We start from the raw sequence: 26,138 nt of genomic DNA on the forward strand, positions 1-26,138 counted from the left end.
TTACCTCCATGTAAAAACACTGCACATCCTTGTGCTAATATTACTACTTCTTCTAATAAGTAACTTGATGTTATCAGACAATAATAGTCTTCATTAAATATATCGACAATTATTATAATTTCTGAATATACTGATTCATCGTATTTAAAACTCTTTTTTTATCAGCACTCCATAGCGGTGCAATAAGAAGCTTTTTGGGACCATCACCTGTTATTCTGTGTATTACTATTTCCTTTGGCAACCTTTTTAGGCACTCTCCAACTACATAACAGTATTCTTCCAAAGTAAAAACTTTGAAAGGATTATCCATAAATCTTCTTCCAAGTTCAGTTCCTTTAAGCACATGCAAGAGCTGCAGCTTAATGCCATCAAGTCTTGGTGTAAGTCTTGCAAGGTAATCTACTGTTTCAAGCATTTCATCTACTGTTTCATCAGGCAACCCCAAAATAACATGTACTATAACAATTGCACCTATCTGCTTTAATCTTTGGTATGTCTTATCAAAAACAGAGAGTTCATATCCTCTATTTATAGCCTTGGCACTTTTTTCATGAATGGTCTGAAGTCCAAGTTCAATATAAACATCTCCCTGTACCACAAGTTCTGAAATCATTTCATATATTTCGTCATTAAAACAATCTGGTCTTGTACCAATTGACAGCGCTACAATTCCAGGCTCATGAAATGCATCCATATATAGCTTTTTCAATCTGTCTGCATCGCCATAAGTATTGGAATAAGATTGAAAATACGCTATATATTTCCGTTCATTAATACCAATATTCTTCGGAAACTTAGCATCAACTTTCTTTTTGGCATCTTCAATCTGTTTTCTTATATCATCCCCTTTTGATGCAAAATCTCCAGAACCACCTTCTGAACAGAAGGTGCAGCCTCCTGTAGATATTGTTCCATCCCTATTAGGACAACTGCACCCACTTGAAAGAGACAATCTATAAACTTTTGTCCCGTATCTTTGTTTAAAAAATTCTGACGCACTTGTATATTTCATTATCCATACATCCAAAAATCACTTACCATAAAGAATTCTTGCTAGCTCTGAATTCTTGTCCAGTATAATAGTCTTATTGCCTTTCAAAGACTTTTTGAGCATATCAAGACCTCTAAGATAGTTATAAAAATCAGCTTTTTCCGGTGAATCGTAAGCCTTTTTCAAAGTCTTCATATATTCAGCTTCACCTTCAGCCTTAAGCTTTTCTGCATCTTTTTGCGCATTAGCCTTAATTGTAACTACTTCTTTGTCTGTTTCATTCTTTATTTTCTGTGCCTCCGCCTTACCTTCTGCTGTAAAAGAAGCCGCGATATTATTTCTTTCAGAAATCATACGATCATAAACAGCCGCTTTGTTATCATCTGGAAGATCGAGAGCTTTAATCTGTGCCTGAACAATTTCGATTCCATAGCCATCCATATCTTCTCTGGCTTCCTTAGTTATAATCTGCATCAAAGCTTCACCCCTTGCTTCAATGACCTCATCCTGATCCATCGAAGAAATAGCATTCTTTGTTGCATTATATACTGATGCTTCTATTCTTTCTTCTGCCCTTTCATTAATTGCATTAAGAGTCTTGAGAAATTTCAAAGGATCTGAAACTTTCCAAATCACATAGGTATCTGTAATCATAGACTTTTTATCCTTTGTAATAACATCTGAAGCCGGAATATCATACAAAATCATTTTAGCACTGATACTCTGAGCGTCATCAACAAATGGAAGTTTTGCATGAAGACCCGTTTCTTTTTCAATAGAGACAACCTTACCAAAACGCTTTACAACTACATATTCATTTGGACTTACTGAAAAAAGACATCCATGAAAAACAATGTACAAAACGCCAATAACAACTGCAAGAAAAATATAAAACTTCATCTGATTAACTTTTTTAGTTTCCATGATTATTCACCATCCTTTTGGTTTTTGTCTTCTTTTTTGCCTGATGATGATTTATCTAAAGAAGATGAATCTGACGAAAAGCTTTCAAGCGGCAACATCTCCTGAGTTTTCCCATCAGTAATAATCACCTTCAAATCAGGAAGAATATCTTCCATTGTCTCATAGAAAAGCCTTTTCTTCGTTATATCCGGTGTAAGCTTGTACTGTTCGTACATTTCTTTAAATCTTGCAACCTGGCCTTCTGCCTCTGCAATACGCGCATCCTTGGCTGCTTCTGCTGCTTTGACTATTCTGTCAGCTTCTGCCTCTGCACCTGGAAGTTGTTCGTTCTTATACTTTTTGGCATTATTTATATTAGTTTCTTTTCCCTGCTTTGCAGTTTCAACAGATTTAAAGGCGCTAACAATTTCATCGGTAGGTGGTTCTGCATCCTGTATAGAGAGATTAACTATCTGAATACCCACTTTTTTAGCTGATAATTCTTTGGACAGATTATCTTTTATTTCAGACTGAATCTTGCCTTTGGCTGTAGTCATCACATCATCTACTGTATATTTCACTACAGTATTTCTTATATTAGCAAGGGCAATGTTCTTCATTACTGCATAGGGATCTTCCGAATTAAAGTAAGCAGCAATCGGATCGCTCACCTTATATTCAACATAAAAATCAATGTCAATAAAATTGAAATCAGAAGTTATCATCACTCCCTCATCTTCAACTGTAATATTCTGGCCATTTTCAATAACATACCCAATACCAAAACCGTGAGTAGTCATATCTACCATATGAACCTGCTGCAGAAATGGTATCTTAAAGTACAGTCCTGCTGTATCAGTTCTTACAACGTTACCGAACATTGTTACAATTGCCTGTTCCTGCTCCTTTACAGAATAAGTGCAGTTTTGGACCAGAAAAAAAACAGCAATAACTAAAACTGCTCCAACAACAAATCCCCTCTTCTTGAAAAAACCTTTAAAGTCGATAGGATCTCTGAAATGTACTACCTTTTCATATTCTTTGCTGGATTTCTTTGAATTTTTCGAATCCATAGTTTCTCCTCCATACCTTGTTCAAACTAATTGAGCCTTCAATAAAATATTCTAACTTATTTACCATTTTTATGCAAAAACTTCAGTAAATTAAATCTAAAATCAATACTTAAATCCAAATCATTTTTATACTATAGTAATGATGTTTTAATTATCAACAAATTTTCTAATGATATCCTCGTGGAAAAAACAGCATAAAAAAAGAGGCTTAAATAAATATTCAAACCTCTTACACATAATAGCGAGAGGGGGATTCGAACCCTCGACACCATGGGTATGAACCATGTGCTCTAGCCAACTGAGCTATCTCGCCATATATTCATTTGCTGTTTGCGGCGCCTGTCGCAACCGACTTAGATACTATAACCCGAAACGTATGTATTTGTCAACACTTTTTTTTATTTTTTTGTTATAATAATAAAGTAATTAGCAAATCACCCTCAAAACACGAAAAAGGCACTGATTATTAGCCATTTTCCAATCAATAACCAGTGTTTAATAATGTAAGATAATCAATTGGAGCTTTACATGTCACAATATATAGCACTTCCACAAAACCAAATATTCAAATATGTTTATACAGGAAAATTCAAAGCACTTTCCGATAAATGGAAACACGAACGTTTTCCGCTTAATGAGTTCGAACTTATAACTCTAACTGAGGGCGAGCTTTATATAACATACCAAGACCAAAACTTTCATATAAAAAAGAATGAATATCTGCTACTTCCGCCTAGCAGTTCTTTTCGTCTTGGATATAAAGAAGCCTATTCAGAGTTCTACTGGCTCCACTTTATATCACCAGCCACAGATTTACCATATACAATCACTAAAACTATGATAAACACTCTTGATTGTGATTCAACGTTAGTAATTCCTCAAACAGGAATTATACCTAGACCAGAAAAACTTATCGTTTTAATGAAGCAACTACAGGATCTAGTTAAAAATCATTATCCTCAAATATCTGTAAATACCATGACTACCTGCATCATAACAGAACTATATGGACAGCTCCAAACTTTTTCTACCAACGCTGTCCCTATTAATCAAAAGCAAATTTACAACGACATGCTTGATTATATTGAAAAAAATTTAAGCAGAAATATAAAAGTTCAGGACATAGCTGATGCTTTTAAATATAATCCAAAGTATTTGTCGCACCTTTTTTATAAGTTATGCGGAACTCCGCTCAAACAATTTATTCTAAAAAGAAAAATAGAAACTGCAAATTTCATGTTATCAGATAAAGATATGCCTATAAAAGAAATCGCATTCAATCTAGGTTTTAGCGATGTTCACAACTTCACAAGAGCATATAAAAAGCAAACTGGAATTTCTCCTAGCGAATACAGAAACGCATTCTCTAAAAGGCTGCTTTTTCACAAATAGGATACAAATACTTTTTAAGTTCATTAATTCGCTCTTCCATAGTTTGCACGCCTATTTCATATACTCGGCGAAGTTCTGATGGTTCATGTTCCATACTGCCTATATTAAGTTCATGTGGAGGTCTTATAACAAAAAGCTCTCCTGTAAGCTCTTTTTTTCTGATATATTCAAGTGTTTGGTTGTAGTATATATGTCTTTGACCTACTGTTTCAACAAATTCTGGATATTTTTTATACATAAGCTTAATAAGAGGTAGTATTTTGTTAGGCTTTTTTACATATCCTAGAGGCTGTGTTAACACTACTACATTTTGGTTATACCCTTTACCTTCCCAAAATTTTACAGGTATAGAGTCAGCCACTCCTCCATCTAGCAGTTTTTTTCCATCTACTTCTACAATCCTTGACACAACAGGCATAGATGCAGAAGCAATAAAATATTGCATATCTTTGCCTTTACCATTAGAAAATTTGTGATAATAAGGCTTTCCAGTTTCAACATCAGTGCATACTCCATAGAATTCCATGCGATTTTTATTGAAAGTTTCAAAATCCATAGGATCTAATTCATATGGAATAGTCTTATAACAAAACTCTGCCCCATAAAGATCTCCAGTTTTAAACAGTGACTTCCAACTAGAGAATCTCCAGTCGTTACAATATTTCGTCGCATATCTTATAACTCTACCTATCTGTTTTGACTTAATGTTACAGCCAAAAGCTGAACCGGCTGAAACACCTATTGTTCCGTCAAAGTCAATATTTTCTCTCATCATCACATCTAATACACCCGCAGTAAACATTCCGCGCATGGCGCCGCCTTCAAGAATGAGACCCTTTTTAACTTTCTGATCCATATGCTACCTCCCTAATATATTCAACAGTATACTACAAAGTTAAAAAAGTTGCACTTATTACTTGATTTAGGATGCATCTACTCACGAAATTTGATATTTTATTAAATCTATTAGCCTATTATACTCAAAAAATTCATAATCATATTCTTTTTGGACATTTCTATTTACCTTCAATCAATTCAGTTTAAAGACCTTTTAGCAAAATTCACTCTCTATTTTCGAGTCTTTGAGCTGAACTTATTCGTAAACCACAACAAAAAAGTGGTTTAAATAGAACATCTAAACCACTTTCAAATAGTAGCGAGAGGGGGATTCGAACCCTCGACACCATGGGTATGAACCATGTGCTCTAGCCAACTGAGCTATCTCGCCATATATTCATTTGTTATTTGCGGCGCTTGTCGCAACCGACTCGTATACTATAACTCCTACCCCTATTAGTTGTCAACACTTTTTTGGATTTTTTTCAAAAAAGTTTTTTCCCGCCAAAAATAGTTGCATTTTTCCTGATTTTTATTATAATGAAATCAAGAAGACATCTTGTTCTGAGGAACAAGTGAACCTGGGATGTGCGTTAAACCTGTACATTTTTGAACCTACATTTACTTTAAACGGGAATCCTAGATCACTGTATTTCCAATGTCACGCCTTCGGTTTCGTTTTTACGATAGCTACGGGAGAGGAAGGCAGCGGCTACAGTTGCGGTAACCCACCTGGCGTTAGCTAGGAGTCAAAAAACAGGAGACGGCACCTTGGGATGTACTCGAAATAAAACGCTAGTCACATTTGTGGCTAGCGTTTTTTATTCCATAATTCACTTATAACATGAACATCAGGTAAAAACCACCTATATAGTTTTAAAAAAATTGCAGCTAATAAAAATGAGGAATGATTCAATAACCACTCCCCATTTTCATCACTTAAACTTTTATTAAAATGAAATTATTTTTTAAAACCCTTCTGGAACATCAACTTTTTCAAGTTCACCTACTTTAGTAAAATCAATTTTAAATTCCATACTTTTAAATGTTATATTTACATCATCTACCTTAAGCGCTGAATTCATTTCTTTGGCTGCACCAGAAGCATCAATTCCTGATACTGTTATAATTTCCTGTACAGCTTCTTTTGTCTCTTTTGAAATGTAAATTTTTACTGTAGCTGTGCAGTTTTCCGAGCTAACTCCTTTTGTGAAAGAGCTATATAATAATCCAATCTTGCCTAAATCTTTAGCTTCAGAATAGGGAAGATCAGTTGTAATAACATAGCATTCTTTACCATCTATATTTTCCGTATTCTCTGATAAAGTATATGTTGCATTCGGAATTCCCTTGTAAATCGCCTCAAAATTTGTAAGGGTTTTTCCAAGTTTATCATTTTCTTTCCAATCACTTCCATCCATTTTAGCATAGCCCTTTCCTTGAGCATCGCTGTAATATAGATTTGTAAATTTTTTAGATTTTTCATTTGCAGAAACGTTTACATTCTCTGAAAGTGTATATTCACCTCCTGCAACCTGATAAACAAGTTTCCCATCGCTTTTAAGAGTTGTACTAAGATTTGCCGAACTAGAAGTAATATCATAATCCTGAGTAATAGCAATATTTGTCTCAATAGAAGATGCTTCTGTAAGTGCATCGTTTGCGGCCTTACATAGCTCTTCAGCTGTTGGAACAATGTTAGGAGCAATTTCATTATCAATACGTGTCTGGAAGCTTGAATCTCCTGTTGCATTAAGAGCATCCTGCGCATCAGTATTTGCCTTTTCAAAATCGCTAGCTGCGATATCAGCATCCACCTTGGCATTATAGGCTTTTGTAATGCCTTCTTTTGCATCTTTATTATCTTTGTGCTGGCTAAGGATTGTCTGGAAACTTGAAATAGCATTATCATAATCTCCGCTATCAAGATATCCTTTTGCTGTCTTTAAATCTGATTCAAGCTGCTTGGACTTTTTTCCATCCTGAGCATTCTTCTTTCCATTTATAGCATCTTCATTGTCAGGATTATCTTCAAGAATTTTATCAAAAGCAGAAATTGCATCTTCATACTTTCCAGCCTTAACAAGCTTATTTGCATTTGCTATCTTTAATCCAAGTTCTGCTTTCTTCTTACCATTTTTAGCTTCATCATTTTCTTTATCAAGCTTAAGAGCTTTTTCATACTCAGAAATTGCTTCTTTATACTTTTCATCTTTATAATCTTTAGCAGCAGTTTCAAGTGCAGTTTCAAGCTTCTTGCCCTGATACCATCTATATCCAAAGAAAGAGCCAACACCACAGACAGAAAGTGTTACTACCAGTACGCATGCAATAATTGCTCCTTTATGGCTCTTTTTCTTAGGCTTGTTATCTACAGGATTTCCATTTTGTACATACGCACCCATTTGCATATTTGGGTTTCCATTCCCCTGGTACTGATTATACCCTCCCATCTGCATATTTGGATTTCCAGATTGACTAACTTTAGTACCACAGAACTCGCAAAACAATGCTCCGTTCTTCAACTCTTTTCCACACTTTTCGCAAAACATAAATACTCCCTTCCCTCACTCGTATATCTTATTTATTATAAAAAAATGAAAATCAATAGATAAAAAACGTCAAAAACCAAAAGTAGTAACATTTTATGGCTATTACTCTGACTTTTGACGTTTTCTAATATAATAATACTACTCAAAATTTCAAATAGTACAAAAACTGACCAATAAACAAAACCACATGACAAGTGGTATATCGAAAAATTATTTCCCTATTCCTGTTTCTTTTACTCAACTTCTCTAGTAGCTTCTTTAAGCCACTCAACAATCTTCTCATCATCTATAAGAGGTGAAACTTTCTCAAATACCATCTTATGATAATTATTTAGAGCCTCAATATCTTTTGGCTGCATATACTTAGTATCAATTGCCTCTAAATCAATTGGTGCAAATGTAAGCTGATTAAAGTGCAAAAACTGTCCATCATCATTCTTTACACCTTCTACTACTTCAAGAATATTTTCAATTCTAATTCCATGCTTTCCTTCAACATATACTCCAGGTTCATCTGATACTATCATTCCAGCCTGAAGTACTGCATCTGAAAGTCCCGGTCTAGAAGCCCATCTGATATTCTGAGGACCTTCATGGACATTTAACATATATCCTATTCCATGTCCTGTACCACACTTATAATCTCGATCCATAGCCCAGATAGGGCCTCTTGCCATAATATCAAGATTTCTACCGTAACAACCTTTCAGAAAATTGCAATTAGCCAGCTGAAGCATTCCAACGCAGGTTGCTGTATAGTGCATCTTAACTTCATCGGATATTTCTCCAAGAACAATAGTACGAGTAACATCAGTTGTTCCACCCATATATGTTGCCCCTGAGTCAACAAGAAGCATTCCCTCGTTCTTTAATACAGCAAAATCATCTTTAGTAGCTTCATAATGCATCATTGCAGCATTTGATCCATAGGCGCTGATTGTTGGGAAAGAAAGTTCAATAAATCCTGGAATTTCTTTTCTCATTGAATCAAGCTTCATAGCTGCAGAATACTCTGTAATCTCTTCTTTTCCAATGCTGTTTTTAAGCCAGTAGATGAATTCGCAAAGCTTAGCACTATCTTTAAGATAGATATCACGGATATTTTTTAGCTCTGTCTCATTCTTTACAGCCTTCATGATTTCTGTTGGATCTTCAACATTTTCCAGTTCAACATTACTTCTTTTTGCACACGCAAGAAGTGACCTGTATGTAGAATAATTGACATTTCTCTTATCATACATGATATTGCCGGATAGTCTTGTTTTCTTTAAGAAATCAGCAACTTCAAAATAATCATGAAGAACCATATCATTATCGCTACAATAATCAAATACATCATCTGTAACTTCTTCCATCTGTACAAAAAGGTGGAATTCTTCGTCTGTAATAAAAGCGTAGGACAAAGCTACAGGATTGCACTCCACATCATCACCTCTAAGATTTGTAAGCCACATAATATCATCAAGCTTGCAAAGAAGATATGATGTACAGTTATTTTCTTTCATCTTCAAGCGAACATCTTTAAGCTTTTCTTTAAAACTTTTACCACATAATTCATCAGTAATAATGTACATATCATGACATGGAAGGCTTGGTCTGTCTTCCCAAACTTCATCTGCTATGTCTCTGTTATAAGAAATGCTGGCACCTTTTTTGGAAAGAAGCTTCTCTAAATCATTTCCTAATTCGGTATTTATAACTCTTCCATCAAAGCCGAGCACTTGACCTTTTTTCATATTAGAAGAAAGATATTCCTTAATAGTAGGAACATTCTCATTCATCATCTTATAAAGAGTTACTCCTGTTCCTTCCATTTCCTTCTCAGCCTGAATAAAATATCTTCCGTCAGTCCACATTCCTGCCCAGTTTTCGGATACTACTACTGTACCATTAGAGCCTGTAAAGCCTGTAAAGTATTCTCTTGCTTTAAAAAAATCTGCTGCATATTCAGAATTATGAAAGTCAGATGTTGGCATCATATAATAATCAATACCATGATCTTTCATCTTTGCACGGAGTTTTTTAAGACGTTTCATAATTGTTCTGTTTTCCATTACTATATCCTCTGTTTTTTAAATCTTAGATTTTAACGTCGAATTATCAATTGCATTACATATTGTACTCTTTGCCGATAAGCTGAGCTACAGCAGAAGAACCAAGTCTAAGTGCACCAGCATCAAGCATAGCCTTAGCATCCTCTATTGTGCGGATTCCACCTGCTGCCTTAATCTTAACTCCATCTTTAATATGTTTTGCAAAAAGTTTCACATCTTCTACCGTTGCACCTGCTGTACCAAAACCAGTAGATGTCTTAATAAAATCAGCTTTAACATCTGATACGATTTCACATAAACGAATCTTTTCTTCCTCGGTAAGGTAGCAAGTTTCAATAATAACTTTAAGGACATAACCTTTTGTTGCTTCACGAATCTGAAGAAGTTCATTCTTGACTTCATCAAATCGGCCATCTTTAACATCTCCGATATTTACAACTGTATCAATTTCTGTTGCACCATCTCTTATTGCATCTTTAGCTTCTAACACCTTAGAAGATGTAGAATTATATCCAAGAGGAAATCCTATAACTGTACAGATTGTGAGATTATCTTTATATTTATCTTTTACTCTTTTAATATATGACTGAGGAATACAAACAGAAGCTGTACCATATCTTACAGCTTCATCACAAAGGTCCTCAATATCCTTCCATGTAGCAAAAGCTTTAAGCTGTGTGTGGTCGATGTACTTCAAAATATCCTTGTTTTCCATAATTATTACCTCATTTCCGTTTAATACCATTATTACATTTCTTTGTAATATCTAGGATCAAAAACATCCACACAAAATTTTATCACAAATGTTCAAAAAAAAGAACCCTTACCAAATAAGGGTTCTTTTTCTAAATCAGGATAAAAGTAATGAAATTTACATTCTTTCGTCAAGCGCTTTATAGTGAAGATGTGGTCCTACCGACTTATATGCAGGACGAATAATCTTGCCATTATTTGCAAGCTCTTCAATTCTATGTGCACTCCAGCCAACAATACGTGCCATTGCAAACAAAGGTGTATATAACTCCATCGGAAGTCCAAGCATCTTGTATACGAAACCGGAATAAAAGTCCACGTTTACACTGACTCCTTTATACATCTTTCGACGTTTAGCAATAACTAAAGGAGCAAGCCTCGAAACTTTGTCATATAATGCGTACTCTTTGTCAAATCCTTTTTCATGAGCCATCTGTTCAACGAATTTCTTGAATACTCTTGCTCTTGGATCAGATTTAGAATAAACCGCATGTCCTACACCATAGATAAGTCCTGCCTTGTCAAAAGCTTCACCATTCAATAGTTTTTCAAGATAGTCGCATATTTCATCTTCATCTTCCCAATTCTTAAGATTTTTTTCCATATCATCAAACATGCGCATAACCTTAATATTTGCTCCGCCATGTCTTGGACCCTTTAACGAGCCAATTGCTGCAGCCATGACAGAATAAGTATCCGTCATACTAGATGAAAGAAGATGTGTTGTAAAAGTCGAGTTATTACCACCGCCATGCTCCATATGAAGAATAAGACATATATCTAAAAGTCTTGCTTCAAGTTTTGTATACTGTGAATCTGGTCTAAGCAGGTACAAAATATGTTCAGCTGTAGACAAATCGGTTCTCGGTGGATGGATAAATAAGCTATTTCCTTCATGATAATGATTATATGCCTGATATCCATATATAGCTAATAGTGGAAACAAAGATATCAGCGACATGCATTGTCTCAAAACATTAGGAAGACTGGTATCATCAGGATTATCATCATACGAATATAGTGTGAGAACTGAGCGAGACAGCGTATTCATCATATCTCTACTAGGAGCTTTCATTATTATATCTCTAACAAAGCTAGTAGGTAGACTACGATAAAAATACAAGCTCTTATTGAAGTTTTCAAGTTCCTCACTATTGGGTAAATTTCCAAACAAAAGAAGATAAGTCACTTCTTCATACCCAAAATGATCATCGCTTACACATCCTTTAATCAAGTCTTCAACATTATATCCCCTGTAAAATAGTTGTCCATCTGCTGGTACTGACTCACCGTTCACCTCTTTTGTTGCGACAATATCAGAGACATGAGTAAGTCCTGTAAGAACACCTTTACCATTAAGGTCTCGAAGTCCTCTTTTTACAGCAAACTTAGTATATAGTTCAGGTTCAATATAGTCTGAATTCCTACAAAGATTAGATAATTTTTCAAGTTCCGGTGTGATTTCTGAATAAATGTTCTTGTCTTCTGCCAATATACTCTCCTTTCTCAATGTAATCTTAGTCGCAAATACCCAAAAACTCCTTAACTGCTTTTTCCATATCTTGAGTTTCTACAACTTTATCATGACGAACTTCAGCGTTTCTAATAGATGTTACAGCCTCAGGAATCATGATATTAGCTTTTTGTGAAAGAATATCAGCAAGTTCAAAGTCATCAGCGTTATCGTCTGCCTTGTCAATAGCTTCCATAACGGAACGAGTAAATTTGAACGGGCTGGCTGTAGAAGCTATAACAGTAAGAGTTTCATCTCCTGTTTCTTTTCTGTACTTTTCATATACTTTACTTGCTACTGCAGTATGTGTATCAATTACATAACCTGTAGATTCATACAAAGATTTAATAGCATCTTTTGTTTCTTCTTCTGTTGCGTAGTTTCCATAAAAATCTACAAGCTGGCTTCTCATGCTATCTGTAATAGAATACTTACCGTCTTGACTAAGACTAGTCATCAGCTCAGAATCCTTCTTTGCATCATTTCCTGCAATATGATAAATAAGTCTCTCCAGGTTAGAAGAAATCAAAATATCCATTGACGGAGATGATGTAAGCACAAATTCACGATTTCTATCATAAGAACCACTTTCAAAGAAATCATAAAGCACTTTATTGGAGTTACTTGCGCAGATAAGCTTTGCTATTGGAAGCCCCATCTGTTTTGCATAATATGCTGCAAGAATATTTCCGAAATTTCCTGTAGGTACTACAACATTAATTTTCTGACCATCTGTAATTTTCTTCTGTGCCAAAAGTCTAGTATATGCATACACATAATATACTATTTGAGGTACGAGTCTTCCGATGTTGATAGAATTAGCTGAAGAAAACTGGAATCCTGCATTATTCATAATCTCGGCAAGTTTTTCATCTGTAAAGAGCTTTTTCACTCCAGACTGAGCATCATCGAAATTACCTTCAATACCAATTACGCAAGTGTTGTCACCCTTTTGGGTTACCATCTGCTTCTCCTGAATTGGAGATACACCATGCTTTGGATAAAATACAATAATACGTGTTCCCTCAACATCTGCAAATCCTGCAAGAGCTGCTTTTCCGGTATCTCCACTTGTAGCTGTAAGAATAACTATTTCATTTTTAACATTGTTCTTCTTAGCTGCTGTTGTCATGAGATAAGGAAGTATTGAAAGAGCCATGTCTTTAAATGCAATCGTTTTTCCATGATACAATTCAAGATAATAAGCATCTCCCGCCTTAGTAAGCGGTGCTATTTCCTTAGTATCAAATTTGGAATCATATGCATGCTCAATGCAATACTTTAGCTCATCTTCTGTATAATCTGTAAGCAGAAGCTTCATAACTTCATATGCTGTCTGCTGATAATTCATTTTTGAAATATCTTCTAATGAATGCTCAAGATGCGGAACATGATCTGGAACAAAAAGTCCACCATCTGGTCCAAGTCCACGCAAAATTGCCTCTGATGCCTTAACTTTTAATGCATCACCCCTTGTACTTGAATAGATTACGTCTCTCATTACTTCCTCCTAAAAGCACAACATTTTCATGCTGTGTCACTTCATTGATTTAAAGTTTGAAACATTATACCATACTTTTATTTATTACGAAACCCAGAACAATAAGAAAAATAGATTTATATTAATATTTTACCACATAATTCAAGTGTTTTTGCCGATATAAAATATAGGAATAATCAAAATATAACCAGTAACATAATTATTCATTTCAAAGGGAGTAATTATGAGTCCAAAAACAATCTCGCAAAATTCCGAAAAAAGACTTACAGGTGTACATGCTTCAATCAAAAAAGATGGAAGCACTTTTTTTCGCGCATCTATTACCTATCAAGGAAAACATATTGCTCTTGGAAATTACAAAAGCGAATTTGTAGCTCATAAAGCTTATCTCGAAGCAAGAAAAATACTTGATAATAATGATATTACACTCTCAGATTATTCCCATGTTCTGGTATTGTCTTTTTCTAAATACGTAAGTCTGATCAATTTTCGTGATAATAAATTTTATATTTCAACTCCTATTATTCTAAAAAAAGGATATTTTTTGTATTATTTATCAAATAGAGATGTATACACTTTTGATATTGATGATTTATTCTATTATTCTAGTCATACTATCCAAAAAAGAGGTAGTCATCTATTTGTTGCTGACTACGGAAGTCAAATAAGTATTATGACAAGATACGGTATCCCTCCATATGCTGTAGCCGGAAGAGATTACATTTTTATAAATGGTGATTCAACTGACCTAAGATATGCCAACATTCAGATTATTAACAGATATCGTGGTGTTCGTCTCTTCACAGAAAAAGGATTCCAAAAATATAAAGTTATAATTCATGTTAAGAGTAACTTTGTAGTTGGAGTTTATGATTCTGAAATAGAAGCTGCAATAGCATATAATAAAGCAGCTGATTTATTAATAAAACAAGGTATTACAAAAAAATTCGAACCTAATTACATTGAAGATCTTCGTCCAATGGATTATGCTGATATCTATACACGTATTAAAATTTCCCCTAAAATAATCAATTGGAAAGGTTAAACAAAATGTACTCAAATTCTTTTAACATCAAAAAAATCACCTGCCTGATTGCTGCGTCAATCATTTTAGTCCTTACATCCTGCAAGGATACTTCTTCCACCTTATCTGATGTTTTAGTCGGTGATGAAGTTGCGAGCAGAACTGGATTCTATTTTGATACTGTTATTTCGATTTCTATTTTTTCTCTTGAAAAAGATGGAAACTATAGTTTCAAAGAAAGAGCCGATAAAATATTAGATGGATGCATGCAGATATCCGATAGATATGATAAACTATTATCAGCTGAAAAAGAAAATTCTGATATTTGGAATATCAATAACTCAAACCAAAAAGAAACTGTTGTTTCCAAAGATACTTTTGAACTGATTGAAACATCGATAAAATATGCAAATCTTTCAAATGGTGCTTTTAATCCCTCGCTCGGAAGTATTATTTCATTATGGAATTTCACATCAAATGATAATCAAATAATTCCAGACAAAAAAGACATAGAAAAGAATATAAAACATACAGATTTTTGCAATGTAATTGTAAATAAAGACAAATCAAGTATAATTATAAGCGACAATGATACCAAAATAAACCTCGGCGCTATAGCCAAAGGTTTTATTGCAGATAAAATAAAAGATTATCTTTGCAAGGAGAAAGTAAAAAGCGCCATTATCAATCTTGGCGGAAATGTCCTTTTAGTTGGTTCAAAACCAAATGGCAGTGATTTTAAAGTTGGAATAGAAAAACCTTTTGAAGGATCCTCAACATATGCTTGTGTTGTAAATGCAAGTGATAAATCAATTGTTACTTCTGGAGTATATGAAAGATATTTCGAAAAAGATGATAAGATTTATCATCATATTTTAGACCCAAAAACAGGATATCCTGTAGAAAACTCTCTATACAGTGTTTCAATTATATCTGACAAATCAGTTGATGGTGATGCTCTTTCAACAGCCTGTTTTGTTCTAGGACTTGATAAAGGAATGGAATTAATAGAAAAAACTAAAGGTGTTGAAGCTGTTTTTATAACTAACGACTATAAGCTTCATACCAGTTCAGGATTTCCTAAAATAAAGTAAAAAAATAGGACTTTGCTTTACTTTTTTGTAAAACAAAGTCCCTTTTTATTATCCTACAATCTCTATTGCTTTCTTAGGACACTTTTGTGCGCATAATCCGCAATGTGTACACTTGGACTGATCAATAGATGCTACATTATTTTCAACCTTAATAGCTCCTACCGGACAGTTCTTTTCACAGATTCGACATGCAATACATCCAACTTTACAATACTTATTAACCTTCTGACCAGGGTCATTAGATTTACATCTTACAACTTCTGTAGATGAGTAAGGTATTAAATCAATAAGATGTCTAGGACAAATCTCAATACACTTTTTACAAGCTTTACAAGCTTCTTTATCAACGACTGCAACTCCATTTACTATATGAATTGCATCGAACTGACATACGCTTACACAACTGCCTCCACCAAGACATCCATAGGTACATGTTTTAGGACCATTACCCGGAAGCTGATTTATAACCCGACAATCCATAGCTCCAGAATATGTATACTGAGATGATGCATTCTCACATGTTCCATTACAATGAACATATGCAACTTGTTTCTCCTCAGAGCCTGCATCAGTTCCCATAATTTCAGCTATTTGCGCTGCAACTGGGGCTCCTCCTACAGGACACTGATTAACTGGTGCTTTCCCACTAGCAATTGCTGCCGCACAACCACTACATCCTGGGAAACCACATCCACCACAGTTATTTCCAGGAAGAACTCCAAGAACTGCAGCTTCTTTTTCATCAACATCGACGTGCAGCTTAATATTGGCTACTCCGAGAACGACACCTATTAGTATTCCCGTTCCTGCCACCACAGCTACAGCGATTAGTACTCCTAATCCATCTATCATAATCTATCTCCTTTTTTACCGTCTTTTAGCGAAGAACGGAAAATCCAGTAAATGCTATAGCCATAAGACCTGCTGTAATTACTACTATTGGTGTTCCTTTCCATGATTCAGGAATATCATTATATTCTATCTTTTCACGAATGCCTGCCAATATTGTAATAGAAATTGTAAAGCCAACAGCTGTTGCAAAACCGTTAACGATACCTTCAAGAATACTGTACTCGTTTGTGACATTCAATAAAGCTACACCAAGTACTGCACAGTTTGTTGTAATAAGAGGAAGATATACGCCAAGGCTTTCATACAATGGCTTTACAAACTTCTTCAAGAACATCTCTACAAACTGAACAAGCATAGCAATTATCAAAATAAATACAATTGTGTTCAGATAAGTAAGGTCAAGTGGAACAAGTATAAACTTGTACAAAAGACCGCATACCAAAGATGCAATGGTAATAACAAATACGATTGCACCGCCCATTCCAACAGCTGATTCAACTTTCTTGGAAACTCCTAAGAATGGACACAGTCCCAAAAACTGTGATAATACTACGTTATTTATGAGAGAGGACATGATCAGAATGCCCAAAAGTCCGCTTATAGTCTGCATCACTCCTTCTCCTCCTTTCCTGCCTTTGCAGCTTCTCTTTTAGCTTTATCGGCAGCAATAGCACCAGCCATACATGTGCCGCCTTCTTTGAATTTAGAAGTATCTTTACCTTCCTCTTCAAGCTTTCTCTTCATTCTGTTACGAGCTGCCATTAAAGTTCCCAAAACAAGGAATGCACCTGCCTGAAGTACGAAAATACTAATTGGTGTGTACATAGCAAAAGTCTTGCCGATTATGCCTTTTACTACTGTTCCCTCGCCTAAAATCTGTACTCCAAATCCAGTTCCTGCTCCAATAAGTTCTCGAACAAGACCAATAATTGTAATAGAAGCAGTAAATCCAAGTCCCATACCTATTCCATCAAAAAAAGAAGGAACTATGCCATGCTTGCTGGCATATGACTCTGCACGACCAAAAATGATACAGTTAACAACGATAAGAGGAATATAAACTCCAAGTGCTTCATTCAACGCTGGAAGATATGCCTGCATAAGAAGCTGAACAAGCGTTACGAAAGACGCTATAACTACGATAAAACTTGGAATTCTTACTGTGTCCGGAATAACTTTTCTCAAAAGTGAAATAACTGCATTTGACAAAGCAAGAACGAAAGTTGTAGCAAGTCCCATGGACAAACCATTTATCGCAGATGTTGTAACTGCAAGTGTTGGACACATACCAAGTACTAAAACAAGTGTCGGATTCTCGACAATTATACCATTTGCCAAACGTTCTCCTGGAGTATTAGCTGTAAGTCCAAGAGCACCTTTTTTCTGACTACTCATTATTGACCTCATTTCAGAACCTGCTGATAGTATAGAAGGCCTGCATTTACACCTGCTGTAATTGCTTTGGATGTAATAGTCGCTCCTGAAATAGCCTCGATTTTCGTATCAGTTGCATCTGATTTACCTGAACCGTCTTTTACTACCTCGTATACCTGATCTGTAGGAAGACCTCCATCGACAGAATACTGAGGAACAATATCAACCTCTGCATTCATACCAAGACCAGGAGTTTCAGCAATGCTTATAAGTGAAATCCCATTAAGAATGCCGTCTTTTGTAACACCTAAAGAAAACGAAACATTGTCGTTATATCCTTTATTAGTTACCTGCATTACATATCCAATTACATTTTTGTTTTCATCATATGCTTCACGGACTTCATTAATTGTTGCACCTGCAAAATCACTTTTAGCAAGCAATTCAGAAGCTTTTTCAGAATCAACTATATTATCAAGTCCAAACTCTTTAGCATCAGGATAAACTGCTAAATAAGCTCCCTTTACTTTGTTAAGTTCCTGCTCTTTTATTGGATTTTTGGTTATTTGATAAACCAATCCAAGAAGTATTCCGGCAATAAGAGTGATTACAAAAAGGATAGCCGCATTATGAATCATCTCGCCGGTCTCACTTCTTTTTACCGGAGTTTTAGCCTCACTACTCATGCTTTTGCCTCCTTTTTAGACTTTTTAGGAATACCGAAAGCTCTTGGAAGTGTCCATCTCTCGATAAGTGGAACTAAAAGGTTTCCAATAATAATTGCATAGGAAACTCCCTCTGCTCCTGTACCAAATATACGGAATATTCCAGTCAAAATTCCAAGCACTATACCATAAACATATTTACCGGCATTTGTAATTGGACTTGTTGTGTAGTCAGTTGCCATAAAAAAAGCACCAAGCATAAGTCCACCACCTGCAAGCTGTGCTGAAAGATATGTCAAATTTAGTCCATGACCGCCGAAAATAAGAACAAAGACTGCAAAGCTGACAATATATGATCCTGGAATTCTAAGGTCTATAACCCCTGTAAGAATAAGAATACATGCGCCAACCACAATTGCTACCATTGAAGTTTCGCCGATAACGCCACCAACTTTACCAATTATCATATCTGTAACATTAACACTTGTTCCGGCTTTAAGAGCTGCAAGAGGTGTTGCGCCCGAGTATGTATCTGTCACATATGTTGTCATAAGTTTTGGAAATGATATTATCAAAAAACATCTTGCTGCAAGTGCAGGGTTCATGAAATTTTGGCCAAGTCCGCCAAACAACATTTTTACAACAAGAATAGCAAAAATACTTCCCATTATCGGCACCCAGAAAGGAACCGTACAAGGAAGGTTCATTCCAAGTAAAAGACCTGTTACAAGCGCAGAATAATCCTTAACTGTAACTGGTTTCTTCATGAGTTTTTCATAAATAAACTCTGTTGCCACTGCAGATATAACTGCTAAAAGCATTATTATAAATGCATCCCATCCAAAATTGTAAATACCATACGCAGCCGGCAAACACAATGCTATGACAACCCACATCATAATGCTGGGAGTTGTATCCCCACTTCTTACATGTGGATTGGATGAGACATTTCTTAATTCGTCCATAATGTCCTCCTATTTTGTCTTATTATTTTTTTCGTGCTGCCAACTGAATCTTACGCATGCCTTTAATTAGCTGTGTCAGATGACGATGTGCCGGGCAAACGAACGAGCAGCAACCACATTCGCAGCATTCCATACCATATTCCGCAAGGAATCTTTCGGTCTGATTATGAGTTGCTGCATCTGCCAGATTCTTTGGTACTAACTTTTCAGGACAAGCTTCAACACATCGTCCGCAATTAATACATGCTGTCGGCTCAGTTGCAGAAACTGCATCAACTGTCAGACAAGTAAGAGCAGATGCAGTCTTTGTTGTCGGAATATCCAAATCAAAGATTGCAAAACCCATCATAGGTCCGCCAGAAATAATCTTTGCCGGTTCCTTTACAAATCCACCTGCATCTTCAACAAGTTCACGATAATTTGTTCCAATTCTAACTTTATAGTTACACGGATCCTTGACAGCATCACCAGTTATAGTTACAATTCGTTCCATAAGCGGACGACCTTCTGTAACCGCACGTGAAATTGCACACAAAGTATCGGTATTATCAACAATGCATCCCGCATCAGCCGGAAGCATAGAAGAATTAATTTCTCTTCCAGTACATGCATAGATGAGCATTCGCTCTGCACCTTGTGGATATTTTGTCTGCAATGTCTTGACACTTATTTTGGAATCATCTTTCACCAGTTCCTGTAACTTTTCTATAGCTTTTGGCTTATTATCTTCTACTGCAATAATTCCTCTTGCCTTAGGGAAAATAGAGACAGCAATCCTGAGTCCTTGAACAAGAAGTTCTGGTTCCTCAATCATTCTTCTGTAATCAGAAGTCAAATACGGTTCACATTCTGAACAGTTTGCTATTACGTATTCAATTTTGTCCGGTTCTTTTGGGGATAATTTGACGGCAGTTGGAAAACCTGCACCACCCATTCCTACAACACCAGCTTCTCGTACAGCTGCCACTATCTCTTCTGGTGTCATTTCTTCCCAAGGTTTCATTTTGGGATATGCAACTTCTTCGTACTTACCATCATTTTCTACAATGATACTATCGCACATTCCGCCTGTTGCAAGTCTTCTTGGCTCAATCGCTTTAACAGTACCTGAAACCGTTGCATAAATCGGCGCAGATACAAAACCTGAAGCCTCTGCAATCTTCTGTCCAGTCAGAACATGGTCTCCTACTGCCACTATAGGTTTAGCCGGAGCACCGATATGCTGTGATATCGGATATACCAGATCCCCTTTTGGCAGAACTGTCTTTATGGGTTTGTCCATTGTTAATTCTTTTCCTTCATATGGATGGACTCCCCCTACGAATGTAAGTCTTGCCATTTCCTACCCTTCTTTCTGAACGTACCTTGTAACTTGGTGTTACTGTTTGCACTCTTCAGTAACTTACTCTGGTACAGCTCTGGTTACTATCACTACTCTTGTAGCAATGTTGTTATGTAGCAAAAAAATTACAAATTAATTCACTTCTTATATTTTACGCTATTTTCATAAAAATTGCCATATGGAGCCATTAAAATTGACGAAATTTTGGTAATTTTATTCATCATCCTGAACGCGTTTTCGATTTTTTAGTCTATGCTAACTATTTTTACATTATCTTTTGTTATTAAATTAAAAAAATGATAGAATAGTCTCTGATAATACTTTTGTGAGGTTAACATGAAGATTACAAATAAAAAAATAAATAATATCAATAATTTGGCCTTCAAATATCCATTAGAAAAAATAGCTGATATAAACAAAATCCTTTTCGTAGATATTGAGACTACTGGACTTTTTGTCAAATCATCTACTATTTATCTTATAGGATGTGCGTTCTTTGAAAACGGAAATTGGAATATACGCCAATGGTTTTCCGATACCATTGATGAAAGCAATAAAATTCTTTCTGATTTCCTGAATTTTTCAGCTAATTATTCAACTCTTATAACTTTTAACGGAAATAGATTTGATTTTCCTTTCATTGACGCTAAATGTAAAGAATTTGAATTAGATAATCCATTGACAAGTCAAGAATCTATTGATTTGTACAAAGAAATATCCGGTTATAGAAATCTACTTTGTTTGGAAAACTGCAAACAAAAAACAATTGAGAAATTTTTAGGAATAAATAGAGAAGACAAGTATTCTGGTCAGGAACTCATCGAAATATATGCAGAATATCAGCAAAAGCCGTCCACCGAATCATTTGAAAAGCTTATTCTCCATAATGCGGATGACATAAATGGAATGTTCAACATTATGCCTATATTGTTTTATCCCGACCTTTTTGAACAAATAAAAAATGCACCTCTCATCCAAATAAAAAACGATAACGACCTTCAGGAAATGCCCAATGAATTGCCGGTTAAAGCTGTCAAAGTTGCAGCCAACTACTATGATGATATAAACAGAATTCAAAAAGAAGAATTGTTTATGAAAATTCTGCTTCCGTTTTCATTACCAGTAGACTTCAAATTACAGTCTGATGGAGTGTTCTTTGAAACAGATAATGGTTATGCAAATATTCGCATTCCAATTTATGACGAAGAAATGAAGTACTTCTATACCAATTATAAGGATTACTACTATCTTCCAGACGAAGATCAGGCAATTCATAAATCTGTTGCCAAATTTGTTGACAGATCACATAGAGTTCAAGCAAGTGCTAGAAATTGTTATACTAGAAAACCTGCTCAATATTTACCAGAATGGGATTTAGCTTTTATACCATTTTTCAAAAGAAGTTATGATGAGCACAGTCTTTTCTTTGAATTAACTGATTCTTTAAAGAAAAGCCGAAATGGTATGAGTCTTTATGCATTACACATACTTAGACACTTATTTTTTGACAAAATATAAGACTATGCAATAATAAAAAATCAAAAAAGGCGCAAACTAGTCATTTGAAATTATCTTTGACTAGTTTACACCTTTATTTTTATAAAAAAAATAAAAAAGCATCTAATTTAATCTATTACTTGTTAATAAGTGTTTACTTTTAAACAAATCATTTACTTGGAAGGCCGTTCATAGTAGAACGAATTTTTTCTTTCAAATCCAATATCTTTATAATTTATTATCTGTTCTGTAGCACCAATAAACAGTATTCCTCCAGGAGCTAATGCCTCGTAATACTTTCTAAATGTGATATCCTTGGCTTCCTCAGTAAAGTATATAAGCACATTTCTACATACTATCAGATGATAATTCTTAGGATATGGATCTCTTAACAAATCCGCCTGTTTAAAAGTCACTCTACTTTTTATATCGTTTGAAACAGCAAACATTCCATCTGGTGTTTTTGTAAAATACTTAGACTTAAACTCAGATGGTACCCCTGAAATTTCTTTCTCATTATAGACTCCAAGCTTGGCCTTAGCGATTGCAACAGTATCCAAATCTGTAGCCAGAATGTTTATTTGATTAAGCGGAACATGTTTTGACAACAACATTACTATAGTGTAGGGTTCATCTCCTGTTGAACATGCTGCACTCCAAATTTTTAAATTCTTGCCAAATTTGCCCATAAGTTCTGGAACCATCTGCTGATCCATCAATCGCCATTGATCTGGATTTCTAAAAAATTCTGACACGTTAATAGTAAGATAGTTGACAAAAGTATTTAATACTTCTCTATCTTTTTTCAGCATCCCTGCAAATTCATCGTAGCCTTTAGCCTCATATTTTCCAATGAGTGTATCTATTCTACGTTTCATCTGTTTTTCTTTATAAGCATTCAAATCAATCTTAGTCAGGTCATAAACAGCTTTTTTAAACCATTCATAATCGCTCATGTATCGCCCTCCGTGTCAGAATACAATATTACAAACTATAATTAGCTCCATCTATATTATCGGATACTTTTTCAATTTATTAATGACAAAAGACCGCTATGCATAAAATGCATAGCGGTCCAAATTATAAACATCTAATTATCAATAAATGATATCAATCACTTATCAATCCTGATCAGCGATAGTCTGCTCAATATCAACAGATACTACATCACCATTCTCTTCCTTGTCGCCCTGAAGCATAGCCTTAACACTAAGACTAATCTTGTGCTCATCACCGTTGAAATCAACGATCTTAGCTGTAACTTCCTGACCAACCTTAAGTACATCAGATGGCTTATCTACATGCTCCTTAGAAATCTGAGAAACATGAAGAAGTGCATCAATACCAGGTTCAAGTTCAACGAATGCGCCAAAGTCTGTCATACGTGCAACACTACCTGTTACAACTGTTCCAACAGCGTACTTCTCAGAAGCATCCTTCCAAGGATTCTCGTCATCAAATTTTCTAGAAAGAGCAATCTTCTTTCCTTCGATTGACTTAACAAGAACTTTAACCTTGTCACCAACCTTGAATACCTTCTTAGGATTCTCAACTCTGCCCCAAGACATCTCTGAAATGTGGAGAAGTCCATCAGCACCACCTAAATCGATGAATGCACCGAAATCAGTAACATTCTTAACTGTTCCTTCAGCAATATCGCCAACCTGAATCTTATCAAATAACTCCTTAGCCTTCTCAGCTTTTTCTGCAGAGATAAGCATACGTCTGTTACCGATGTATCTTCTTCTACGAGGATTGTACTCAGTTACAACAAACTGAATCTCCTGATCCTGATACTTTGTAAGATCCTTCTCATATGTATCGGATACAAGGCTAGCTGGAATGAAAATTCTTACCTCATCAACAACAACTACAAGTCCACCATCCAGAACCTGTACAACCTTAGCGGAAAGCGTCTCTTTGTTGTTGAATGCTTCCTCGATTCTCTTATTGCCACGATCAAGAGCAAGTCTCTTATAGGAAAGAATAACCTGTCCATCAGCATCGTTGGTCTTGAGGACTTTAACATCCATCTTGTCGCCAACATTAAGCTTTGTGGTAAGATCAACGTTCTCGTTGCTGTACTCATTTCTGGAAAGAATACCGTCGGATTTGTAACCAATGTTGAGGATTGCTTCATCAGGTTTAACATCGATTATTGTACCTTCAACGACCTCCCCTGTATGAATTGTCTTGAATGACTCGTTGAGCATCTGCTCAAATGTCTGATCCTGTTCTGACATGTGTCTGAACCTCCTCAATGATTTTCTTTGGGGTTGACGCCCCAGCGGTAATTCCCACTTTATTTACACCCTCAGGAAATTTCTGAGGGAGATCATCAGCGGTTTGTACGAAATATGTATGCTCACACTTATTCTTGCAGATCTCATACAATTTTCGCGTATTCGAACTATTGGTTCCGCCTATGACTACCATCGCATCAACTTCCACAGCGATCTGCTCGGCTTCTGTTTGCCTCTCCTGTGTAGCATTACATATAGTATTCACAATATTAATATTGTAGCCTTTATTTTGGAAAATTTCAACCGTCTCTTTAAACTTTTTGTAATTAAATGTGGTCTGAGAGACTAAAGTAATAGGTGTATCCCTTGAAATATCGAAGTTTTCAGCATCTTCAATTTTTTCTATAACATATACTGGACCATTAGCCCAGGAAACTATTCCTTCGACTTCTGGATGTGCCTGGTTTCCAGTAATTACAATTGTCCGACCCTTTGCACTTTCTTCATCGACAATTCTGTGAATTCTCTTTACAAACGGACAAGTTGCATCAATACAATCAATACCCTGTTTTTGAATTTTCTCTTCTGTTGCTCTTGGTATTCCATGTGCGCGAATAATCATGGTTCCCTCATGAATATCTTTAAGCTCCTCTAAACAATTTACCACATGAACACCTTTTTGTTCAAGATCTTTTACTACTTCTTCATTATGAATTATTGGTCCATATGTATAAATAGATTCTTTTTTTCCAATCTGATCATAAACTGTATCAACAGCTTTTTTTACACCAAAGCAAAATCCTGCATGCTCGGCAAGTATAATTTCCATTTAATAATCTTCCTTTTTATTTATTGAAAAGAGATATGATCTTATCTGCTACTTCATCAATGGTCATATCTGAAGAATCTACCATAACAGAATCCTCTGCCTGTTTCAAAGGTGATGTTTCTCTATGCATATCTCTATAATCTCTTTTTGCAATCTCTTCTTCAATAGACTTAAGATCACATGCTTCTCCACGTTGTGTTTGTTCTTTATATCGTCTAAGAGCGCGAACTTTAACACTAGCAGTGAGAAAAATTTTCAAATCCGCATTTGGAAGTACAACTGTTCCTATGTCTCTTCCATCCATTACTACGTCTTCTTCACTTGCAAGCTTTTGCTGAAGAGAAACAAGTTTTTCTCTTAACCTTGGAACTACACTTGACTTTGAAGCCATCGCAGAAACTTCCTCTGTTCGAATAAGGCTGTTTACATTTTCTCCATTTAGAAATACTACCTGTTCACCATTTTCATGACGAATAGTAATATCTGCCTTTTGAGACATTTCACCAATTGCCTGTTCATCATTTCCATCGATATTATTTCTAATCATGAAAAGAGCCATTGCTCTATACATTGCTCCTGTATCAACATAAATAAATCCAAGTTTTTTGGAAACAATCTTCGCAATTGTGCTCTTTCCTGCTCCTGCAGGTCCATCGATAGCTATATTCTGACTCATTTTCTACT

The 26,138-nt window shown here is 35.4% G+C and carries 23 protein-coding genes and 2 tRNA genes; 4 read left to right on the forward strand and 21 right to left on the reverse strand.

Annotated elements, in window-relative coordinates:
• Window positions 1-112: 112 nt before the first annotated feature.
• The 4 genes from G634_RS0101915 to G634_RS0101930 all read right to left on the reverse strand — a co-directional run bounded on the left by G634_RS0101915 (window position 113) and on the right by G634_RS0101930 (window position 3,280).
• Window positions 113-1,012, reverse strand: coding sequence for a TIGR01212 family radical SAM protein (locus G634_RS0101915; RefSeq protein ID WP_026503876.1), 900 nt, complete (start codon window positions 1,010-1,012; stop codon window positions 113-115).
• A gap of 18 nt (window positions 1,013-1,030) precedes the next feature.
• Window positions 1,031-1,915 (reverse strand): protease modulator HflC, encoded by an 885-nt coding sequence (gene hflC, locus G634_RS0101920; protein ID WP_026503877.1) that lies wholly within the window; start codon window positions 1,913-1,915, stop codon window positions 1,031-1,033.
• 2 nt (window positions 1,916-1,917) lie between these two features.
• The gene (gene hflK / locus G634_RS17615; protein WP_081676418.1) at window positions 1,918-2,967 is read right to left on the reverse strand and encodes an FtsH protease activity modulator HflK; all 1,050 of its coding nucleotides are present in this window, start codon (window positions 2,965-2,967) and stop codon (window positions 1,918-1,920) included.
• Window positions 2,968-3,206: 239 nt separating this feature from the next.
• A tRNA-Met gene (locus G634_RS0101930) sits at window positions 3,207-3,280 on the reverse strand.
• 215 nt (window positions 3,281-3,495) lie between these two features.
• Here G634_RS0101930 and G634_RS0101935 point away from each other — a divergent pair.
• Window positions 3,496-4,359: a helix-turn-helix domain-containing protein gene (locus G634_RS0101935; RefSeq protein WP_026503878.1), complete on the forward strand. Its 864-nt coding sequence runs from the start codon at window positions 3,496-3,498 to the stop codon at window positions 4,357-4,359.
• Here the strand turns inward: G634_RS0101935 and G634_RS0101940 are convergent.
• The 7 genes from G634_RS0101940 to thrC form a co-directional block, all read right to left on the reverse strand.
• Window positions 4,334-5,215: a patatin-like phospholipase family protein gene (locus tag G634_RS0101940; protein ID WP_026503879.1), complete on the reverse strand. Its 882-nt coding sequence runs from the start codon at window positions 5,213-5,215 to the stop codon at window positions 4,334-4,336. The two genes, G634_RS0101935 and G634_RS0101940, sit on opposite strands and share 26 nt — an antisense overlap.
• Before the next feature lie 298 nt (window positions 5,216-5,513).
• A tRNA-Met gene (locus G634_RS0101945) sits at window positions 5,514-5,587 on the reverse strand.
• Between the two features lie 577 nt (window positions 5,588-6,164).
• Complete coding sequence (locus G634_RS0101950) at window positions 6,165-7,748, reverse strand: zinc ribbon domain-containing protein (RefSeq protein WP_026503880.1); 1,584 nt, start codon at window positions 7,746-7,748, stop codon at window positions 6,165-6,167.
• 233 nt (window positions 7,749-7,981) lie between these two features.
• Complete coding sequence (locus G634_RS0101955) at window positions 7,982-9,802, reverse strand: aminopeptidase P family protein (RefSeq protein WP_026503881.1); 1,821 nt, start codon at window positions 9,800-9,802, stop codon at window positions 7,982-7,984.
• Window positions 9,803-9,857: 55 nt separating this feature from the next.
• Window positions 9,858-10,517: a deoxyribose-phosphate aldolase gene (deoC, locus tag G634_RS0101960; protein ID WP_026503882.1), complete on the reverse strand. Its 660-nt coding sequence runs from the start codon at window positions 10,515-10,517 to the stop codon at window positions 9,858-9,860.
• Between the two features lie 156 nt (window positions 10,518-10,673).
• A complete protein-coding gene (locus G634_RS0101965) occupies window positions 10,674-12,047 on the reverse strand; it encodes a citrate/2-methylcitrate synthase (protein ID WP_330364731.1) in 1,374 nt (457 codons plus the stop codon).
• A 25-nt stretch (window positions 12,048-12,072) separates the two neighbouring features.
• Window positions 12,073-13,569, reverse strand: a complete 1,497-nt coding sequence (gene thrC / locus G634_RS0101970; RefSeq protein WP_026503884.1) for a threonine synthase — start codon at window positions 13,567-13,569, stop codon at window positions 12,073-12,075.
• A 223-nt stretch (window positions 13,570-13,792) separates the two neighbouring features.
• Between thrC and G634_RS0101975 the strand changes: the two genes are divergently transcribed.
• Both G634_RS0101975 and G634_RS0101980 read left to right on the forward strand, forming a co-directional pair.
• On the forward strand, window positions 13,793-14,614 hold the full coding sequence (locus G634_RS0101975) for a hypothetical protein (protein ID WP_051233625.1): 822 nt from the start codon (window positions 13,793-13,795) through the stop codon (window positions 14,612-14,614).
• Between the two features lie 5 nt (window positions 14,615-14,619).
• Window positions 14,620-15,687 (forward strand): FAD:protein FMN transferase, encoded by a 1,068-nt coding sequence (locus G634_RS0101980; RefSeq protein ID WP_035798582.1) that lies wholly within the window; start codon window positions 14,620-14,622, stop codon window positions 15,685-15,687.
• A gap of 48 nt (window positions 15,688-15,735) precedes the next feature.
• Here G634_RS0101980 and G634_RS0101985 read toward each other — a convergent pair whose 3' ends face one another.
• Genes G634_RS0101985 through rsxC form a run of 6 tightly spaced genes read right to left on the reverse strand, consistent with a single transcriptional unit; the run spans window position 15,736 to window position 20,882 of the window.
• A complete protein-coding gene (locus tag G634_RS0101985) occupies window positions 15,736-16,539 on the reverse strand; it encodes an RnfABCDGE type electron transport complex subunit B (protein WP_330364733.1) in 804 nt (267 codons plus the stop codon).
• A gap of 25 nt (window positions 16,540-16,564) precedes the next feature.
• Window positions 16,565-17,149 carry an RnfABCDGE type electron transport complex subunit A gene (locus tag G634_RS0101990; RefSeq protein ID WP_026503888.1) on the reverse strand — a complete coding sequence of 195 codons (585 nt, stop codon included), beginning with the start codon at window positions 17,147-17,149 and terminating at the stop codon, window positions 16,565-16,567.
• On the reverse strand, window positions 17,149-17,934 hold the full coding sequence (rsxE, locus tag G634_RS0101995) for an electron transport complex subunit RsxE (RefSeq protein ID WP_035798611.1): 786 nt from the start codon (window positions 17,932-17,934) through the stop codon (window positions 17,149-17,151). Before rsxE ends, G634_RS0101990 begins: the two co-directional genes overlap by 1 nt.
• An 8-nt stretch (window positions 17,935-17,942) precedes the next feature.
• Window positions 17,943-18,599, reverse strand: coding sequence for an FMN-binding protein (locus G634_RS0102000; protein ID WP_081676420.1), 657 nt, complete (start codon window positions 18,597-18,599; stop codon window positions 17,943-17,945).
• The gene (locus G634_RS0102005) at window positions 18,596-19,543 is read right to left on the reverse strand and encodes an RnfABCDGE type electron transport complex subunit D (RefSeq protein WP_026503891.1); all 948 of its coding nucleotides are present in this window, start codon (window positions 19,541-19,543) and stop codon (window positions 18,596-18,598) included. Before G634_RS0102005 ends, G634_RS0102000 begins: the two co-directional genes overlap by 4 nt.
• Before the next feature lie 22 nt (window positions 19,544-19,565).
• Window positions 19,566-20,882 (reverse strand): electron transport complex subunit RsxC, encoded by a 1,317-nt coding sequence (rsxC, locus tag G634_RS0102010; protein ID WP_026503892.1) that lies wholly within the window; start codon window positions 20,880-20,882, stop codon window positions 19,566-19,568.
• Between the two features lie 339 nt (window positions 20,883-21,221).
• Between rsxC and G634_RS0102015 the strand changes: the two genes are divergently transcribed.
• Window positions 21,222-22,403: a ribonuclease H-like domain-containing protein gene (locus G634_RS0102015; RefSeq protein WP_026503893.1), complete on the forward strand. Its 1,182-nt coding sequence runs from the start codon at window positions 21,222-21,224 to the stop codon at window positions 22,401-22,403.
• A gap of 152 nt (window positions 22,404-22,555) precedes the next feature.
• Here G634_RS0102015 and G634_RS0102020 read toward each other — a convergent pair whose 3' ends face one another.
• The 4 genes from G634_RS0102020 to cmk form a co-directional block, all read right to left on the reverse strand.
• The gene (locus G634_RS0102020) at window positions 22,556-23,338 is read right to left on the reverse strand and encodes a CheR family methyltransferase (RefSeq protein ID WP_026503894.1); all 783 of its coding nucleotides are present in this window, start codon (window positions 23,336-23,338) and stop codon (window positions 22,556-22,558) included.
• A 165-nt stretch (window positions 23,339-23,503) separates the two neighbouring features.
• Entirely contained in the window at window positions 23,504-24,625 is a 1,122-nt protein-coding gene (gene rpsA / locus G634_RS0102025) for a 30S ribosomal protein S1 (protein ID WP_026503895.1), read from the reverse strand.
• The gene (gene ispH, locus G634_RS0102030) at window positions 24,600-25,454 is read right to left on the reverse strand and encodes a 4-hydroxy-3-methylbut-2-enyl diphosphate reductase (RefSeq protein WP_026503896.1); all 855 of its coding nucleotides are present in this window, start codon (window positions 25,452-25,454) and stop codon (window positions 24,600-24,602) included. Before ispH ends, rpsA begins: the two co-directional genes overlap by 26 nt.
• Before the next feature lie 16 nt (window positions 25,455-25,470).
• Window positions 25,471-26,130 carry a (d)CMP kinase gene (cmk, locus tag G634_RS0102035; protein ID WP_026503897.1) on the reverse strand — a complete coding sequence of 220 codons (660 nt, stop codon included), beginning with the start codon at window positions 26,128-26,130 and terminating at the stop codon, window positions 25,471-25,473.
• Between the last annotated feature and the right edge of the window lie 8 nt (window positions 26,131-26,138).

Origin of the sequence: Butyrivibrio sp. NC3005, assembly GCF_000424545.1 — a bacterium.
GTDB lineage: Bacteria > Bacillota > Clostridia > Lachnospirales > Lachnospiraceae > Butyrivibrio.